Here is a 17658-nt window from a genome sequence, read left to right as displayed (position 1 = left end):
CGGTATGAAATTGTGGGATATTTATGCAACAATGAAAAATGACGTGTCCTATATTGAGCGTGAGCTGGAGCGTACGGTCGTCTCTGATCACGAATTGCTTAATGAAACGACACTGCATTTGTTAAAGGCTGGCGGCAAGCGAATACGACCAGTATTTGTTCTGCTAGCGGGCAAGTTTGGCACATACGATTTGGAGCAGCTCAAAAAAGTTGCTGTGCCGCTAGAATTAATTCATATGGCCTCCCTCGTGCATGATGATGTCATTGATGACGCGAATACACGTCGAGGCAGCATGACGGTTAAGTCAAAATGGGACAATCGGATTGCTATGTATACGGGCGACTTTATTTATGGTAAAGCATTGACTCTTGTGACGGAATTGAAAAATCCAGATATTCATCTGATTCTCTCCAAAGCTATGGTTGAGATGTGTCTAGGAGAAATGGAACAAATCCGTGATTTCTTTAATACGAGTCAATCTGTTCGCCAGTATTTACTACGTATCCGCAGAAAGACGGCACTCCTAATCGCCATCAGTTGTCAATTAGGAGCTTTAGCAGCAGGTGCTGATCGTAATGTGAGTCGACTATTGTATCGCTATGGATACAACGTTGGGATGGCATTCCAGATTCGTGATGATGTGCTTGACTTGATTGGCACGGAATCACAGTTGGGCAAACCGCCGGGTAATGATATTTTACAAGGGAACATTACACTTCCTGTCTTGTACGCGCTGCAAGAATCTCGTTTGCAAGAGCCGTTGCTTAAACATATTGACGAAATACGTTTGAACAATGGTCATTCGGATGCGACAGAAGCGCTTGATTTAATTCGATACAGCGATGGAATTAAGATTGCGGAGCAGTTAGCAGATCGCTACATACAAAAGGCAATGGATGCGCTTGCGCAGCTGCCTAATCAACGTGCAAAGCGTAATTTAAAAGATATCGCGCATTTCATCGCAAATCGAAATCACTAAAAATAGAGCTTATGCAGTAGCAATACATTCGTTATGCTATAAATGCATAGGCTATATTTTTTGAAAAGGATGCGCTTACAAACAATATCTGGTATAATTTTCTGTGTTGGACAACTTCACATAAGTATCAAGGAGTGAACGTATGGAACGCACATTCATCATGGTTAAACCAGACGGCGTGCAGCGTGGCCTGATTGGTGAGATCGTAAGCCGGTTTGAACGCAAGGGATTTAAGCTAGTTGCAGGTAAGTTGATGATTATTGAGCGTGGTCAAGCAGAGCGTCATTATGCCGAGCATGCAGAAAAGCCATTTTTCGGAGAATTGGTAGACTTCATCACTTCTGGTCCAGTGTTCGCTATGGTGTGGGAAGGTGACGATGTCATTTCGCTGTCTCGTCTTATGATTGGCAAGACAAAGGTTGCTGATGCATTACCAGGAACGATTCGTGGTGATTATGCTGCACATACGAACTTCAATCTTGTGCATGGTTCTGATGCACCTGAAAGTGCTGAGCGTGAGATTGCTAATATGTTCAGCGATAGCGAGTTGCTTGGATATACTCGTACGATTGAACCTTGGATTTAAGTCGAATAGTGTTGTTATACGAACAGGCATGACGAATTTTTTTCGTCGTGCCTTTTTTAATTGGTGCATAGTCCTTGTTAGTATGATATAAGTGAAGAAACAGTACTTATGAAAAATGATGGGAGAAGCAGCAAATGGAGAGACCTACATACAATGAACAGACAAAAGCCGAAAAGTTGGCTGCGCTAGCCGATATGCCTACACGTACAATCGTATATTCAAAAGAAGAGGATGTTGATTATACGACATTTATACAGCTCATTAAACAAAAGACAGGAATTGATTTATCGCAATACAAAGAAGCACAAATGCGCCGTCGACTTACGACGCTGCGAGTAAAGAACGGTTATGCAACCTTCGAACAATTTGCGCATGCTATGAATGCAGACAAGAAGCTATTTTATGAGTTTTTAGACCGCATGACGATCAACGTATCTGAATTTTGGCGGAATCCGAACCGCTGGGAAGTGTTGAAAGATCGCGTTCTTCCTGCATTAATGGAGGAAAATAAACAGCTCCGTTGTTGGAGTGCTGCATGTTCGACGGGTGAAGAGCCGTATACGCTAGCGATGATTTTGGATGATAAACATTGTCTTAAGCAAACCACTCTTTTTGCATCGGATATTGATGAGAATGCATTGCAGCGTGCAAAGGATGGTATTTATATCGAGCGTGCATTGAAAGATGTACCGCCTGCTTTTCAACAAAAGTATTATAAGCAAGATGGGGATATGTATCGCATTCATGATATGTTGAAGCCGCATATTCAATTTCGAAAGCAAAACTTATTGTTGGACAAGTTCGAATCGAACCTGGATTTGATCATTTGCCGCAACGTTATGATCTATTTCACGGAAGAAGCAAAGCATGAACTTTATAAAAAGTTCTCTCAAGCGCTTCGACCAGGTGGAATGCTATTTGTAGGCAGTACAGAACAAATCTTTAATCCTGCTCAATATGGATTAGAAACACAGGAGACGTTTTTCTATCGTAAATTATAGTTAGAATCTCGCAGTAATGAGGGATATATAGTTGTAATAGCTAGATTTACATAGATGTAATCTTTGCTTCTTTATGCTAGAGGGTTGCTGCATGCAGTTGATGCTTTCTTGTCAAACCATGTCACCTATACTATAATGAGCAAAGAGTAGATTTTAGCCATTCACAGCATCACAGCTTAAAGGAGGAACAGTAAATGAGTCTACGATTTTTGACAGCTGGTGAAACCCACGGTCCGCAATTAACCGCTATTATAGAAGGTATGCCTAGTAATATGAGTGTAGATTTTGAACAGTTGAACAACCATTTGCTACGTCGTCAAAAAGGCTATGGACGTGGTCGTCGCATGCAAATTGAAACAGATACTGCGCAAATCGTAGGCGGTGTTCGCCATGGACGTACAACGGGTGCGCCAATTGCGTTAGTAGTTGAAAATAAAGACTGGAAGCATTGGACTTCCATTATGAATGTTGAACCGATCGAAGGAACAGACGAAGAAAAACGCCGCGTGCATCGTCCGCGCCCTGGACATGCGGATTTGAACGGCGGATTAAAATATAACTTGAAAGATTTGCGCAATGTATTGGAGCGTTCAAGTGCACGTGAAACTGCTGCTAGAGTAGCTTGTGGTGCTCTGGCTCGCCAACTTCTTGAGCAATTTGGAATCAAAATTGCAGGTCACGTTATTCGTATTGGTGAGATTGAGGCACCTCCTGTAGGAGATATTTCAATTGATGAATTAATCGAGCGTACAGAACAGTCTTCTGTGCGTGTAGTGGATGAAGAAACCGAGAAGAAAATGGAAGCTTACATCGATCAGATTAAAAAAGAAGGCGATTCTATCGGTGGTATTGTCGAGTGTATCGTGGAAGGGCTGCCTGTAGGATTAGGAAGTCATGTTCAATACGATCGCAAGCTGGATGGCCGTATCGCACAAGGAGTTATGTCCATTAATGCTTTCAAAGGCGTTGAGATTGGAATCGGCTTTGAAGCAGGTATTCTTCGTGGCTCACAGGTCCATGATGAAATAGAGCACGGTGAACATGGATATACACGTTCATCGAATCGCTTAGGCGGTTTTGAAGGTGGTATGACCAATGGTATGCCTGTTGTTGTTCGTGGTGTTATGAAGCCGATACCGACTTTGTACAAGCCGTTACGCAGCGTTGATATTGACACAAAAGAAGCATTCACAGCTCAAGTAGAGCGTTCAGATGCTTGTGCAGTACCTGCTGCAAGCGTCGTGATGGAGCATGTAGTTGCTTGGGAAATTGCTAAGGCATTTCTTGAGAAATTTGGCGGAGACTCCATGGAAGAAATTCGTTCCAACTACGAAAATTACTTGAATCAGTTAGCACAGTACTAAGGTGAGAGATATGAATATTAATCAGTCTTTGGGATGTCGTGAACTTGTCGTCTCTTTGGAGGATCGCTCCTATCCGATATGGATAGGGAGTGGTCTACTCCTTCGCTTAAGTGCGTTACTGCTTGAACGTGGCATATCAAATGGGAGCCCGCTTTTGCTAGTATCCGATGAGCAAGTTGCTAAGCATCATCTTGCGGTTGTACAGCATGCTCTGCAAGAAGGTGGCTATAAGACAGCTGTACATATTGTGCCTTCAGGAGAATCATCTAAATCTTTATCACATTATGAAGCGTGTATGACTACTGCCATTGAGGCTGGTTTGGATCGTAAATCGACGGTTCTTGCGCTTGGTGGCGGTGTAGTCGGGGATTTGGCAGGCTTTGTAGCGGCTACGTACATGAGAGGTGTTCGATTTGTTCAACTTCCTACTACCATTTTAGCTCATGATAGCAGCGTAGGCGGTAAAGTAGCTGTAAATCACCCGTTGGCAAAAAATATGATTGGTGCATTCCATCAGCCTGAGGCGGTCATTTTTGACTTGGATACGCTTCATACGCTTCCAATTAGAGAAGTTCGTGCTGGCCTTGCTGAGATGATTAAGCACGGTTTAATTTGGGATAAAGCATTTTCGGATTGGTGTTTCGAACATGCTGATGATTTAGTTGCTCTAGATGAGGCGAAGCTAGCATATGGCATTTATATGGGCTGTAATGTGAAAGCGCAGGTCGTCTCTAAAGATGAGCGTGAACAAAATTTACGCGCCATTTTGAATTTAGGGCACACGATTGGCCATGCACTTGAAGCAGTAGGCCAGTATGGCGAACTGCTTCACGGGGAGGCAATTTCTATTGGTATGGTAGGATCAGCTGAGTTGGCCGTACTACTCGGTGAAGATTCACAACTTGTCGCATATACTCGTCGCATAATGGAGGCTTTCGGCTTACCAACTTCCATTCCGTCACATTATGAAACAGACGCTATAATGGCAGCTATGATGCATGACAAGAAATTTAGTGGCGGGAGAACGACATTTGTCATTCCAACTGCAGTGGGCCAAGTAGATATTAGGCATGATATATCTATTGAGCTTGTGCGCAGTGTAGTGGATAAATTGAAAGGAGAGTAGGCTTAACGATGTGGGTGAGGGGAATACGTGGAGCAACAACCGTGCAAGCAAATGATGCAGATGAAATTTTACAAGCAACATCAGAGCTGCTTGATGAAATCGTTCAACGTAATGGCGTTGAGCCAGAATCCATTTCAAGTGTTTGGATTACAATGACTGAGGATTTAAATGCAACGTTCCCGGCACGTGCTATCCGTACATTGCCGAATTGGGAGCTCGTTCCTATTATGTGTGCATTGGAAATACCTGTGGAGGGTAGTTTGCCTAAATGTATACGATTAATGGTGCACATTAATACTGAAAAATCACAAGAAGCTATCCAGCATGTGTATTTAAAGGAGTCGGCACAGCTGCGTCCTGATCTGGCTGGACCGGCTTCATAGTGGAATAGCTATGAGCATGTGATTCCGTCATTGACGACTTCCACATGCTAGTGTATAGTTGGCATTAGCAGAGTTGAGTATAGTGTAGTTGAGATGAGATTAGATGAGTAGAGTTGAGTTTAAGCGTGTTTTGATTATCAGATTTCGATATATGGAGCTAAGAAGAGTAGTCAGTGCTATGTGTCCATAGTCTTGTTTGTGTAACAAGGGTGGAACATTAATTGGTATTGGTATATCTTCTATACGTCCATACTTATGCATGGATAGTTGATGTATGGGCATCATTGTCTTTACTTCATGCACCTTGCATTCTGATAACAACACCTTTTATTTCTTCAATTTTATCATCGCGTTCAACACACCTCTGCGGAAGCAGAGGTTTTTTTGTTGTTGAACACCTGTCTCTCCCTAACAAATGCAAGTAAGGGAAAGGAGTGTGCGCGATGATTCCTCCAATGAATAAACGCAGGAATGATCCCACGAGTTCAATATCTTCTCTTTTTCGTTTCTCACACATACCGAATTACCAATTAGAAGATTGGCGAACGTCACGAAGTACAACTCGCTGACAAGAAGCTATTGTAAGTAATTCAATTAGGAAACTAGTAATCTCCATTACATCATAAATAAATTTAGATGTTACGACGGACATAGTTGCTTATAAAAACAAGAAACGAAAAGGAGAGGATCATATGACAAATGATTATCGTGTGAAGGAAGCTTTAAGTAAGTTATTAAGCGGAGATAGCTTAACAAGAGAAGAAGCTAGGCATGTCATGGAAGATATTATGCGCGGTGATGTAACACCTGCTCAGATTGGTGCGTTACTTGCTGGTCTTCGACTTAAAGGTGAGACGGTCGATGAGATAACTGGGTTGGCTGAAGGGATGCGAAATGCTGCGAAACAGGTAATCACGTCTCGTGAACAATTACTTGATACATGTGGTACTGGCGGATCAGGAATCCATAAGCTCAACGTATCGACTGTATCTGCTATTATTGCGGCGTCCGCATCTGTTCGCGTTGCAAAGCATGGAAATCGATCAGCATCTAGTCGTTCAGGCAGTGCAGATGTGTTAGAAGCATTAGGTGTGAATATCCATCTTTCGAGTGAGAGTGCTGCAGAATGTTTAGATCGTATCGGAATTTGCTTCATGTTTGCTCAAATGTTCCATCCTGCAATGAAATATGCTGCCGGCCCCCGTAGAGAACTTGGCATACGTACCGTATTTAATATGTTAGGTCCATTGACAAATCCAGCCGGGGCAGATCGACAGTTGCTTGGTATTTATGACAAATCTAAAACCGAGACTGTTGCAGCTGTGTTGCGAGAGCTCGGATTGAAGCGCGCTATGGTTGTATCCAGTCTCGATGGATTAGATGAGATTGGCTTGTCTGCACCCACTCGAATAAGTGAATTGCGAAATGGAGATTTGCGGACGTATGAACTCACCCCTGAAGATATGGGTTTACGAACCCAGTCATTGAGTGACGTACTTGGCGGCGAAGCGGCAGATAATGCAAAAATTATCATAAATATTTTAAATGGGGAGCGCGGTGCGCATCGAGATATCGTACTGGCAAACGCAGGTGCTTGCATTTATGTATCAGGTCAGGCAGATTCCATACGTGAAGGGGTACAAATTGCTGCTAATATGATAGATACTGGAAAGGCAAACAGTAAGCTGCAACAATTGATCGAGACAACTGGAGGGATGAGTCATGTTTCTTAATCGTATTGTAGAAACGAAGAAGGCAGAAGTTGAACAACTGCAGAAGCATTTGAACGTTACTCAAGCAGAAGCAGATATATCTATGTTAATGCCAGTGCGCTCATTACGAGAAGCGATTACGACGAAGCGCAGTCGTGGAATGGGATTAATAGCCGAAGTGAAAAAAGCATCTCCTTCTAAAGGGATTATACGAGAGCAATTTAATCCGATAGAGATCGCGCAAAGCTACGTTAATGCGGGTGCTGATGCATTATCGGTATTGACCGATGTTTCCTATTTTCAGGGTGGAATCGATATATTTAAGCAAGTTCGGGCTCAAGTAAATGTTCCTATGCTGCGCAAAGACTTTATCATCAGTCGTGAGCAGTTGCTTGAAGCAAGATTAATAGGGGCGGACGCGGTTTTGCTCATTGCTGCCATTTTAGATGATGTGCAGCTGAAGGAATTATTCGAACAAAGCAAAGAGCTGGGAATGGAAGCTTTAATTGAAGTGCATGAAGAAAGTGAACTGCACCGTGTGTTGAACTTGGAGCATGTTGAATTAATTGGCATTAACAACCGTAACTTGCACACCTTTGTTACAGACTTGGCTCAGACGGATCAATTGCGTCAATTGGTCCCTAATCACTGCACATTAGTGAGTGAGAGTGGTATCCATTTGCCCGAACATATTGCTCATCTATATGAGTCCAGTGTCGATGCAGTGCTGATAGGGGAGCATTTTATGCGAAATGACAACATTGGAGAGGCTGTGCACGATCTGATGAAGCCCGCTGAACAGGTGTCATCTACCACAGGAAGTGTGAATTCATGAACGTTAAAATATGCGGGATGACGTCTTTGGAGATGACTAGAGGCGTCATTGCATGCAATCCTGATCATATCGGGTTTGTATTTGCGAAAAGTCGCAGACAAGTGTCACCTGATACCGTTCAATCCATTCTAAATCAATTAGAGAATGAGCAAGTTCACATTCCTCATACAGTGGGTGTATTTGCGAATGCTGACACTGAAAGTTTGAAGCCTGTCATGAAATCCTGCACGGTGCAGGCGCTGCAATTTCATGCAAATGAACAGCTAGACATTTGTGGATGGGTGAAAGAAAATAGTAATATGGATGTTTGGTTAACATTGCCAATATCAAACGTTGGAAAAATAGATTTTGAGGATGAATTGAATCATCAGTTTGAACGCTTAGCGAAAGCAGCTCCATACATTGACTTATTGTTGCTCGACACTCATGATCCGGTTCAGGGTGGGGGTTCGGGGAAAGTGTTTCAATGGGATGTGATCCCATTTTACCAATCTCGTGCCCAGCAATTAGGTATGCCGCTGTATGTGGCAGGCGGATTAAATCCGGGCAACATTGGTAGTTTACTATCAGGCTATGAGCTTGATGGGGTTGACGTTTCCAGCGGTGTCGAGACAGACGGAATCAAAGACATGAGTAAAGTAGACACATTTATAGGAAGGGTGAGACAGCATGTCCATACAAGAACAAGTTTACCGTTATCCTGATGGGAACGGACGTTATGGTCAGTTTGGTGGAAAGTATGTCCCTGAAACATTGATGAATGCATTAATTGAGCTAGAGCAAGCTTATGAATTATACCGAAATGATGAGCAGTTTCAGACGGAGTACAAGCAACTGCTGCAAAGCTATTCAGGTCGTCCGACATCTCTTTATTATGCGGAGCGTATGACAAATGAGCTCGGCGGTGCGAAGATTTATTTAAAACGAGAAGACTTGAACCATACAGGGGCTCACAAAATAAACAATACTATAGGTCAGGCTTTACTAGCCAAACGAATGGGCAAGAAAAAGGTAATCGCAGAGACTGGAGCGGGACAACATGGTGTAGCTACAGCTACCGTATGTGCACTGCTTGGCTTAGAGTGTAAGGTATTTATGGGTGAGGAAGATATGAGACGTCAACGGCTGAATGTGTTCCGTATGGAGCTGCTTGGTGCAGAGGTGGTACCTGTTATTTCTGGTACAAGAACATTGAAGGATGCCGGAAATGAAGCATTGCGCTATTGGGTTTCTAACGTGACGGATACATTCTATATTTTGGGTTCTGTAGTAGGACCTCATCCTTATCCGATGATCGTTCGTGACTTTCAACGTATTATCGGGGACGAGACGAAACGACAAATACAAGAGTTAGAAGGAAGATTGCCAGATGTATGTGTTGCAGCTGTTGGCGGTGGAAGCAATGCGATGGGAATGTTCTATCCATTTATAAATGACCTTAGTGTCAAGCTTGTAGGCGTGGAAGCTGCAGGACGAGGTGTTGAAACGAAAGAACATGCGGCAACGATGACTTTGGGTACACCAGGTGTGTTTCAGGGATCATTAAGCTATTTGTTGCAAGATGAGTTTGGTCAAGTGCAGCCAGCACACTCCATTTCGGCAGGGCTTGATTACCCAGGTGTTGGGCCAGAGCATGCTCACTTAAATGCATCCGGCAGAGCAACTTATGCACCAATTACAGATAACGAAGCACTGGATGCTCTTCAATTTATGTGCCGTACAGAAGGGATTATCCCTGCCTTGGAATCTTCTCATGCTGTAGCCCAAGCGATAAAGCTTGCTCCTACGATGAAGAAAGATGAGTTGTTAGTAATCTGTTTATCTGGTCGCGGGGATAAGGATGTTGGTACGATCATGGAAGTACTGGGGGGAAATAAACATGAATAACACCGTCATGAATCGTATGGATGCAGCATTCGAAAAATTACAGTCAGAAGGGAAAACGGCACTTATTCCGTTTATTACGGTTGGAGACCCTGATATCGATGTTACGTTAGATTTGTTGCTTGGTATGGAACAGGCAGGAGCGGATATTATTGAGTTAGGTGTACCTTACTCAGATCCGCTTGCCGATGGGCCTGTTATCGAACGTGCTTCAGCCCGTGCGTTGCAGAACCATATTACGATTCGGGATAGTTTACAAGTAGCGAAAAAAGCTAGAGAACGTGGTGCAGACATTCCTTATGTGCTGTTTACGTACTACAATCCTGTGTTTCAATATGGAGCAGAGAAATTATTTAAGGAAATGGTAGGCTCCGAGATCAGCGGCATTATTATCCCTGATTTGCCTCTTGAAGAGAGTACACCTATTCGAGAAATAGCGGATCGTTACTCGATTCATCTTGTGCCGCTAGTCGCGCCAACTTCGAAGGAGCGGGTCCAACAAATTGCACAGCATGGCCGCGGGTTTATTTATTGTGTGTCATCATTAGGTGTAACAGGCGTTCGGAGTTCATTTGCTGCTAATATAGAACAGTTTTTGCATGAAGTTCGTACAGCAACAGATCTACCAATCGCGATCGGATTTGGTATATCTAATGCAGAGCACGTACGTAGATTCTCTTCACACTGTGATGGAGTTGTTGTTGGAAGTGCTATTGTTCGTCAAATCGAAGAGGCGCTTCCATTGTTAAAATCTCCTCAAACGGCTCAAGAAGGGGTATTGCAAATTTGTAAATTTGTGCGAGAATTAAAATCATAACTTTAGCAAGTTGATACCCTGAAGTGGAGAGGTGTGATTGGATGCGTATCAAAACGAAAGACATCGTCGCGAAGCTTCCTGTCTATCAGCCTGGTTTATCTGCTGAGGATGTGAAGCGTGAATACGGTATTGATAAGGTCGTTAAGCTAGCATCCAACGAGAATCCGTACGGTTGCTCAATTCAAGTAAAGCAGGCGCTTGAAGAAGAAATAAGCAAGCTGAGCCTATATCCTGATGGAGCTTCACTTAAGCTGAAGCAGGCAGTTGCAGAACAATTGCAAGTTAGCAGCGATCAGCTTATTTTTGGGGCAGGCTCAGATGACGTTATACTGATGATTTGTCGTGCATTTCTAACGGCGAATGACGAGTCTATTGCCGCAGATCAAACCTTTCCTCAATACAAGCACAACGCTGATATTGAGGGAGCCCGTACCATTGAAGTTCCATTAAAAGAAGGTAAACATGATCTAGAAGGAATGCTCGCTGCTATTACTGAGCGAACGAAGGTTGTATGGATATGCAGCCCTAATAATCCGACTGGAACGATTGTTACGAACGATGAACTTATTTCATTTATGGAGCAGGTCCCTTCACATGTGCTCGTTGCTGTGGATGAAGCGTATTGTGAATATGTGACGGATGTAAGCTATTCTAATTCACTTGAACTAATTTCAAAATATCCGAACCTTGTTGCTCTGCGTACGTTCTCCAAGATCTATGGGTTAGCATCATTACGGCTTGGCTATGGTATCGGCCAACCTGAGGTGATTCGGTCCATTAATCAAGTTAGAGAGCCATTTAATACGTCGCGCTTTGCACAGGCGGCAGGAATCGCTGCGATTCAAGATCAGGAGTATGTATCACAGTGTAAGCAATGGAACGAGGAAGGTTTGAGGTATTTACAAGAGCAGTGTGAGAGGTTAGAATTACGTACAATGCCAGCACACGGTAATTTCATTATGATCGAAGTTCCAACGCTTGGTAAGGTCATGTTCGAACAATTGGTTTCCAAAGGGATTATCGTTCGAGCAGGATTCCGTCATTATCCAAATGCGATACGTGTCACGGTAGGAAGTCGTGAGCAGAATGAAGCATTTATTCAAGCTATAGAACAAATTTTATCAGAATGTAAGGTGGACCTATGACTACGACTACAAAGATTGCCATTCTTGGAGTGGGCCTCATCGGAGGCTCGCTTGCATTATGTTTTAAGGGAAAGCCAGGGCTTCATGTCATTGGATATTCCCCCCGTGCATCATCAGCTGAGAAATACGTAGAGCGCGGCGTCGTTGATGAAGCAACGACAGATCTGGAAGAAGCAGTGAAAGATGCGCACTATATATTTATTTGTTCTCCTGTAGGTATGCTAGAAGAGACTATTTTGCACCTGAATACTTTAACGCTTAGACGCGGTTGTGTCATTACGGATGTTGGCAGTACAAAGGCCTCGGTAACCGCATGTGCAAGTAAACTGAACTGGAATGAAGTTTATTTCGTTGGTGGTCATCCGATGGCAGGATCTGAGCGTTCTGGTGTGGAAGCGGCGTCTTTATTGTTATTTGAGAATGCATATTATGTACTGACACCGACTAGTGATTGTCCAGACAAAGTGATACAAGAACTTCGCCAGCTTCTTCAATATACACGCGCACATATTATTCAAATGGATGCAGAAGAGCATGATCGTGTGGTTGGAGCGATTAGTCATCTGCCTCATATTGTGGCAAGTGCACTAGTCAACCAAGTACGCCAGTACAATGATTCTAATGAGCTGCATCTTGTACTTGCTGCTGGCGGTTTCCGAGACATTACTCGGATTGCATCCAGTGATCCTACTGTTTGGCGAGACATTTTGATTAATAATCGCCAAGTCATGTTGGATTTACTTCAGGATTGGCAGGATAAAGTCGAGGAATGGAAAGATGTATTGCTACGAGAAGATGGTGATTGGATAGAAGAGTCTTTCCGTCTCTCAGGGCATTTCCGCAATCAAATGCCTGAACGACGTAAAGGTGCGATTCATGCCCTTTATGATGTATATATGGATATACCTGATACGCCAGGTGTTATTGGCCGTATTGCAACCCAATTGGGACAAGAAGAGATTAATCTTAGTAATCTTCAGATTATTGAGAGTAGAGAAGATGTTCCAGGTGTGCTTCGACTTTCATTCCGAGAAGAGCAGAACTGGGAGCGCGCGCAGGTGTGCTTGCGTGCTTTGGGATATGAAGTATACGTGTAGTAAAAGAGCCCTTATGAAAGGGCTTTTTTACGTGGAAACGGAAAAAATTGATAAGACATGAAATTTTTTCGGTAGAAGTTATTGACAGAATGAAAACGTATACATTATACTATAACTACAGTATGGTTTCTCTCCACTCCTATCCAAATATGCACTTTGTGCAACCACTCCATTATGGAGTGGTTCTTTTTTTTATCTTCATCCAGAAGGAATGGAGCGTCCATCGTGAAGGAAGCGGATGCATTTTTTTAAAATTTTTGTGCAAGGTGACAAAGGCAATGAACGAAGTACAAGCTTAAAGAAACATTAATTACCATGCTCGCAATTCTCCAATTCTGTGCTACAGCTGTATAATATGTGTTAATATGTAAGAGCTAGAGCCGCTTCAATACGAGGAGGTTCTTTTTTGTGCAAATGTCTAACCTTAAAAGATTCTTAAGAAAAATTAACATTATGCGGGCAGGTCTTATGCTAAAATAGCAATGTACTAAACAAAGATGTCAAATCATAGGATTTATTGTCGTATCGTTGGTAATTAATTATTCGTTTTATAAATATAAGTAGTATCCGATTCGCAACTTTTTATTGTTTCTTGATGTATAATATCGTTAAAGGTAGCGCATCGGGGACGAAATGGAAAGCAAGGAGGACCGCAATCCATGACAGACTCCCTAATTATCCGTGAAATCAAGGAAGGAAATACCGACTTGTATGCGGATTTGATGAATCGTTATCACCGCAAAGTTCTAGCATTTATTTATCACATGCTTCGTAATTCTCAGTTGGAATTACTTGCAGAGGACTTGTGTGCAGAGACATTCTATAAGGCATACCGCAGCTTACATACGTTTAGAGAAGCGGAAGCATCATTCTCTACATGGCTCTATACGATAGCTCGTAATACGGTGTTAAGTGAACTTCGTAAGCAGCGAAGCCTTCAAGTATCACTTGATGAAGATAATAGCATTGTACCTGAAGCTCCAAAGGAACTAACACCTGAATATACAGCTCTTCGTAATGAGAAAGTACAGCTCGTTAGGGAAGCGATTAACAATTTGCCTGATAAACAGCGTTCTGCCATCATCCTACGTGAATATGACCAACTGGATTACCAAGAGATAGCTAATCAGCTAGGACAGACGGTAAGCTCAGTAAAATCATTGTTGTTCCGGGCTCGCACAAGTATTAAATGTCAAATGGAAGGATACATAACTGACCCGGGATTGAAGGGATGAACGGAAAATGAAATGTGCGGAAGCGCTCGAATGGATATCGGTTTACAGCGATATGCCAGAAGACGATCCGCAACGTCTTAGCATTCAAAGTCATTTGTCAGTTTGTGAAGGCTGTGCGGAAGAGTATCTGATTTGGGCGGCGAGTGAGGCATGGACAGATGACTTAGTAGAGTCAAGCTTAGCAGAGGCGGAAATAAACGGGCCAATTACGTTTGATTCCTCTCTCGTGATGGACCGCATATATAGCGAACAAGAATGGCTTATGCCGGTCCATAGACGTTCTCATGTGATGTCGCTTAAGATGCGTAACATTTTGGTTGGGGTAATGTCTTTTTGTATCGTAGTATTTATGAGCAGTCTGATTGTGATGGCTGTTTACCCAAACAAAGTGGAAACGGATCCTTCTGATCAGAGTGGCATTATACCAACCGCAATAGCAGGCAGTAATTCAACAGAATTGGACATAACCATAGGAGATGTTCCTTATTCTGAAACAAGTGAACCGCTAATTCTACAAGTCGTCCCGACGATTCCAGAGTACTGGATTGTTTATTCCCTAGTAGGAATCATTATAGCCTCCTTGCTGTATCATTATTTAGCGCGTATGAGGCGTTAATATGGTAAGATTGATGATATCATCAATTGGAACAGGCAGGAGTATCTAATGAATAAACAACAAATAGGATTAGTAAGACATGGCCAGACTGATTGGAATGCGCTTGGTCGTATTCAAGGTCAGACTGACATTCCACTTAATGATATCGGTAGAGATCAAGCGATGAAGCTCGCTGCACGATTAGTGCACGAACCTTATCGCTTTGATGCCGTTATTTCAAGTGGTTTACAACGTGCCGAAGAAACGGCCGCTATCATTGCATCGCATTTACAGATTCCGTTATTAGAGCCGCATGCTGGTTTACTGGAGAGGGCATTTGGACTCGCGGAAGGAACCACTCTAGAAGAACGAACTTCTAGATGGGGAGTGGATTGGAAAGCTCAAGATGTTGGTCAAGAGAAAGATCATGCTATCAGGTTGAGAGCGGTAGAGGCAGTGAACTTTATTGCCAATGAATGGCCTGATCGCAACATACTTATCATTAGTCATGGAAGCTGGTTAGCTCAGTTGTTCTACACTTGGTTTGGAGAAGAATGTACAAGTCATATTGGAAACTTGTCTTTTACAATTGTAGAGAGACATGAGCAGAAGTGGGAACCTCTGCTGTTGAACTGTGCTCGTCATATGGAAGAGCCGACTGTTGATGTGCGGTAAGTTGAATTAAATAAGGTTGGAGAGTTTTATGAAAAAGGTTGTTCCACAGGCTGTATACCAGCTTTGGAACAACCTTTTTTATTTTTGAGCTAAACGTAATCTTGTGGTTGCATTTCCGTTGATTATTATATTTTTTTCAGATCATTCGTATAAACAAGCGGAATTGTCCAATAATGGATTCTAGACAACGAGAATCGGCGATGGATGACGGGACAATTGGAGGTGGCTCATGAACTTAGCCGATATGCTTAGCTATGCAGATATTCAACAGCTCGTCAGCATTGCGAAAAGATACGATTGCGAGTGTGATGCCCATTCGAAACGTGAATTGATTCAATCCATTTTGACGAAAATAGGGCGCAAAGATTGGTTTGAGCAATTCATAAATGAGATGAGCGTAGAGGAGCTTCGTTTCATTAACTCATTACTGTTTGAGCAGCGAACGTTGTTCAGTCTAGAAGAGTTAATTGCGAGAGTTCAACAAACTCGATTTGAACGAGATGAACAAACGCAAACGTCTAGCCCACGCGATATGATAGTGAAAATGCGGCAGAGTGGCTGGTTGTTCAATGGTGCTAGCCAGCAAACCAAATATCTCTTTCAAGTACCTGAAGATCTTAAAGAGCGCTTCAAGCTTGTTATGAAAAGAAGAATGGAGCAAGAACTTGTATCTGTCCAAGAGCCGGAGGCATATCGGGATGAAGATGGTCGAATAGGTGAAGATATTATTACCATGCTTCGATATTTTCATGAAGCAGGCAGCGTGCCGCTTAATCCTGAAGGAGTCATGTACAAGAAGACACAGCAATTGCTTATTGAAAAAATGTCTGTGATGGAAGAAACCGTATCTAAAGGAGAATGGCGCTTCGGTTATGGAAGACGTTTTCATAATTACCCAAATCGTTTATCTCTTTTGTACGATTATGTGTTCTATCAAGGATGGATCGAAGAACATGCAGGTAAGCTAATTGTTTCATTGTCGGGACTTGAACGGTTGGAAAAAGGTGCAGCTTATGAGCCGATACAGCCTATTTATCGGTTTTGGTTGAAACTGTATAAAAATGCAATTCCTAATTTGTCAGCTATCGTTCATTGGATTCACTTATGTACGGCAAGATGGACGACCGTTGAATCAATGGAACAAGCATTGATTCCTTATGTGAAGCCTTTTTTCTACGATGAACCACAGTCTATCATCAGGCAGCGGATCATTCAGATGCTAGTACATCTTGGCTTGATGAGAATAGGTGAAGATGCACAGACGGGTACATCCGTTCAAATGTCAAAACGGGGAAATCTTCTAGTTAAAGGTGTAATTATCACACATGAGGATAAAATTAAGCTAGGTTGACAATAAAATGCAGCATTGTTACGATGAACCCAAATTGAACGGCTATGCTGAAAGTGAGCTATTTATGCCGACTTGGAGGGGAAAGCGATGCTCATTCCTTACAATCATATTATGCCGACTATTCATCAATCGGTATATGTTGCAGATGGAGCTAAAATAATTGGAGACGTAACGGTTGGAGCGCAGTCGACCATATGGTTTAATGCGGTACTGCGAGGGGATTTGGCACCTATTATCATTGGAGAATCCGCTAATATTCAAGATGGAGTCATCGGTCACGTGAATGCAAATCAGCCTTTAATTGTAGGCTCGGAAGTGTCTGTGGGACACGGGGCGATCATCCACGGTTGTACACTAGGCAAGGGTACATTAATCGGGATGGGGGCGATTGTACTGAACGGGGCAGACATCGGTGAATATGCTTTAATAGGGGCAGGATCGGTTGTAACCGAAAACAAATCAATCCCGGCCTATACTCTTTCCATCGGTTCACCCGCCCGAGTTATTCGAGAACTGACGGAAGAAGATTTACAACGTATGAAACGAACAACCGAAAGCTATGTGGTGAAAGGAAAGGAATATAGGGGCTCTTAATCGTTAAGGTTGGAGGTGCATCCTATGGACAAAATGAAAGTAACGTATGAAGCAATGCTAAGTCTGACTGCTGAAATGGTGTGGGACGAAGCGATTAAAAAGCATCGAACTTTACGAATTTACGAAGAAATTGATAAAGCGCTCGCTGCGGGGGATGAAAACACCTTTCATCAACTTACAAATGAACTAAAGACGCTTCAATGAAGAACGCATTTTGCAGTTCTTCATTTTTTTGTTTGTACAGGTATAATGGAATAGGAACAACTTGGCAATGATGGA

General features: G+C 42.8%; 19 protein-coding genes. All 19 read left to right on the top strand.

What is annotated here, in order from left to right; all coding sequences use genetic code 11:
• Positions 1-4: 4 nt before the first annotated feature.
• The 19 genes from hepT to IFO66_RS04715 all read left to right on the top strand — a co-directional run bounded on the left by hepT (position 5) and on the right by IFO66_RS04715 (position 17583).
• The gene (hepT, locus tag IFO66_RS04805) at positions 5-979 is read left to right on the top strand and encodes a heptaprenyl diphosphate synthase component II (RefSeq protein WP_192024029.1); all 975 of its coding nucleotides are present in this window, start codon (positions 5-7) and stop codon (positions 977-979) included.
• 142 nt (positions 980-1121) lie between these two features.
• On the top strand, positions 1122-1565 hold the full coding sequence (gene ndk, locus IFO66_RS04800; RefSeq protein ID WP_028593534.1) for a nucleoside-diphosphate kinase: 444 nt from the start codon (positions 1122-1124) through the stop codon (positions 1563-1565).
• A gap of 194 nt (positions 1566-1759) precedes the next feature.
• Positions 1760-2566, top strand: coding sequence for a CheR family methyltransferase (locus IFO66_RS04795; protein WP_192024269.1), 807 nt, complete (start codon positions 1760-1762; stop codon positions 2564-2566).
• 194 nt (positions 2567-2760) lie between these two features.
• Positions 2761-3930, top strand: coding sequence for a chorismate synthase (gene aroC, locus IFO66_RS04790; protein ID WP_192024028.1), 1170 nt, complete (start codon positions 2761-2763; stop codon positions 3928-3930).
• A gap of 10 nt (positions 3931-3940) precedes the next feature.
• Positions 3941-5056 carry a 3-dehydroquinate synthase gene (gene aroB / locus IFO66_RS04785; protein ID WP_192024027.1) on the top strand — a complete coding sequence of 372 codons (1116 nt, stop codon included), beginning with the start codon at positions 3941-3943 and terminating at the stop codon, positions 5054-5056.
• 8 nt (positions 5057-5064) lie between these two features.
• Entirely contained in the window at positions 5065-5439 is a 375-nt protein-coding gene (aroH, locus tag IFO66_RS04780; RefSeq protein ID WP_192024026.1) for a chorismate mutase, read from the top strand.
• 692 nt (positions 5440-6131) lie between these two features.
• On the top strand, positions 6132-7172 hold the full coding sequence (gene trpD, locus IFO66_RS04775) for an anthranilate phosphoribosyltransferase (RefSeq protein WP_192024025.1): 1041 nt from the start codon (positions 6132-6134) through the stop codon (positions 7170-7172).
• Positions 7162-7986: an indole-3-glycerol phosphate synthase TrpC gene (trpC, locus tag IFO66_RS04770; RefSeq protein WP_192024024.1), complete on the top strand. Its 825-nt coding sequence runs from the start codon at positions 7162-7164 to the stop codon at positions 7984-7986. Before trpD ends, trpC begins: the two co-directional genes overlap by 11 nt.
• The gene (locus IFO66_RS04765) at positions 7983-8690 is read left to right on the top strand and encodes a phosphoribosylanthranilate isomerase (protein ID WP_192024023.1); all 708 of its coding nucleotides are present in this window, start codon (positions 7983-7985) and stop codon (positions 8688-8690) included. The genes trpC and IFO66_RS04765 overlap by 4 nt, the downstream gene beginning before the upstream one ends.
• Positions 8656-9873, top strand: a complete 1218-nt coding sequence (gene trpB / locus IFO66_RS04760) for a tryptophan synthase subunit beta (protein ID WP_192024022.1) — start codon at positions 8656-8658, stop codon at positions 9871-9873. The genes IFO66_RS04765 and trpB overlap by 35 nt, the downstream gene beginning before the upstream one ends.
• Positions 9866-10687 (top strand): tryptophan synthase subunit alpha, encoded by an 822-nt coding sequence (gene trpA, locus IFO66_RS04755; protein ID WP_192024021.1) that lies wholly within the window; start codon positions 9866-9868, stop codon positions 10685-10687. Before trpB ends, trpA begins: the two co-directional genes overlap by 8 nt.
• Positions 10688-10734: 47 nt before the next feature.
• Entirely contained in the window at positions 10735-11832 is a 1098-nt protein-coding gene (gene hisC / locus IFO66_RS04750) for a histidinol-phosphate transaminase (RefSeq protein WP_420488648.1), read from the top strand.
• Complete coding sequence (locus tag IFO66_RS04745) at positions 11829-12929, top strand: prephenate dehydrogenase (RefSeq protein WP_192024019.1); 1101 nt, start codon at positions 11829-11831, stop codon at positions 12927-12929. The genes hisC and IFO66_RS04745 overlap by 4 nt, the downstream gene beginning before the upstream one ends.
• A 659-nt stretch (positions 12930-13588) precedes the next feature.
• Positions 13589-14164: an RNA polymerase sigma factor gene (locus tag IFO66_RS04740; protein WP_028593545.1), complete on the top strand. Its 576-nt coding sequence runs from the start codon at positions 13589-13591 to the stop codon at positions 14162-14164.
• Between the two features lie 7 nt (positions 14165-14171).
• Positions 14172-14780, top strand: coding sequence for an anti-sigma factor (locus IFO66_RS04735; protein WP_192024018.1), 609 nt, complete (start codon positions 14172-14174; stop codon positions 14778-14780).
• Between the two features lie 48 nt (positions 14781-14828).
• Positions 14829-15434 carry a histidine phosphatase family protein gene (locus IFO66_RS04730; RefSeq protein ID WP_192024017.1) on the top strand — a complete coding sequence of 202 codons (606 nt, stop codon included), beginning with the start codon at positions 14829-14831 and terminating at the stop codon, positions 15432-15434.
• 229 nt (positions 15435-15663) lie between these two features.
• On the top strand, positions 15664-16785 hold the full coding sequence (locus IFO66_RS04725; RefSeq protein ID WP_192024016.1) for a hypothetical protein: 1122 nt from the start codon (positions 15664-15666) through the stop codon (positions 16783-16785).
• Between the two features lie 87 nt (positions 16786-16872).
• Positions 16873-17379: a gamma carbonic anhydrase family protein gene (locus IFO66_RS04720; RefSeq protein WP_028593549.1), complete on the top strand. Its 507-nt coding sequence runs from the start codon at positions 16873-16875 to the stop codon at positions 17377-17379.
• Between the two features lie 24 nt (positions 17380-17403).
• Positions 17404-17583: an IDEAL domain-containing protein gene (locus tag IFO66_RS04715; protein ID WP_028593550.1), complete on the top strand. Its 180-nt coding sequence runs from the start codon at positions 17404-17406 to the stop codon at positions 17581-17583.
• Positions 17584-17658: the final 75 nt, after the last annotated feature.

The organism is Paenibacillus arenosi (assembly GCF_014841135.1).
In the GTDB taxonomy this organism is placed as follows: domain Bacteria; phylum Bacillota; class Bacilli; order Paenibacillales; family Paenibacillaceae; genus Paenibacillus_B; species Paenibacillus_B arenosi.
This window is presented reverse-complemented; position numbering and strand designations above follow the sequence as displayed.

What these genes read in the sequence shown, in the direction of transcription:
- IFO66_RS04795 (WP_192024269.1), top strand. Translation starts at nt 1,760, where the DNA reads ATGCCTACACGTACAATCGTATATTCAAAAGAAGAGGATGTTGATTAT.
- trpC (WP_192024024.1), top strand. Translation starts at nt 7,162, where the DNA reads ATGTTTCTTAATCGTATTGTAGAAACGAAGAAGGCAGAAGTTGAACAA.
- IFO66_RS04745 (WP_192024019.1), top strand. Translation starts at nt 11,829, where the DNA reads ATGACTACGACTACAAAGATTGCCATTCTTGGAGTGGGCCTCATCGGA.
- IFO66_RS04740 (WP_028593545.1), top strand. Translation starts at nt 13,589, where the DNA reads ATGACAGACTCCCTAATTATCCGTGAAATCAAGGAAGGAAATACCGAC.
- IFO66_RS04720 (WP_028593549.1), top strand. Translation starts at nt 16,873, where the DNA reads ATGCTCATTCCTTACAATCATATTATGCCGACTATTCATCAATCGGTA.
- aroC (WP_192024028.1), top strand. Translation starts at nt 2,761, where the DNA reads ATGAGTCTACGATTTTTGACAGCTGGTGAAACCCACGGTCCGCAATTA.
- aroB (WP_192024027.1), top strand. Translation starts at nt 3,941, where the DNA reads ATGAATATTAATCAGTCTTTGGGATGTCGTGAACTTGTCGTCTCTTTG.
- aroH (WP_192024026.1), top strand. Translation starts at nt 5,065, where the DNA reads ATGTGGGTGAGGGGAATACGTGGAGCAACAACCGTGCAAGCAAATGAT.
- IFO66_RS04735 (WP_192024018.1), top strand. Translation starts at nt 14,172, where the DNA reads ATGAAATGTGCGGAAGCGCTCGAATGGATATCGGTTTACAGCGATATG.
- trpD (WP_192024025.1), top strand. Translation starts at nt 6,132, where the DNA reads ATGACAAATGATTATCGTGTGAAGGAAGCTTTAAGTAAGTTATTAAGC.
- IFO66_RS04725 (WP_192024016.1), top strand. Translation starts at nt 15,664, where the DNA reads ATGAACTTAGCCGATATGCTTAGCTATGCAGATATTCAACAGCTCGTC.
- IFO66_RS04730 (WP_192024017.1), top strand. Translation starts at nt 14,829, where the DNA reads ATGAATAAACAACAAATAGGATTAGTAAGACATGGCCAGACTGATTGG.
- hepT (WP_192024029.1), top strand. Translation starts at nt 5, where the DNA reads ATGAAATTGTGGGATATTTATGCAACAATGAAAAATGACGTGTCCTAT.
- ndk (WP_028593534.1), top strand. Translation starts at nt 1,122, where the DNA reads ATGGAACGCACATTCATCATGGTTAAACCAGACGGCGTGCAGCGTGGC.
- IFO66_RS04715 (WP_028593550.1), top strand. Translation starts at nt 17,404, where the DNA reads ATGGACAAAATGAAAGTAACGTATGAAGCAATGCTAAGTCTGACTGCT.
- trpA (WP_192024021.1), top strand. Translation starts at nt 9,866, where the DNA reads ATGAATAACACCGTCATGAATCGTATGGATGCAGCATTCGAAAAATTA.
- IFO66_RS04765 (WP_192024023.1), top strand. Translation starts at nt 7,983, where the DNA reads ATGAACGTTAAAATATGCGGGATGACGTCTTTGGAGATGACTAGAGGC.
- trpB (WP_192024022.1), top strand. Translation starts at nt 8,656, where the DNA reads ATGTCCATACAAGAACAAGTTTACCGTTATCCTGATGGGAACGGACGT.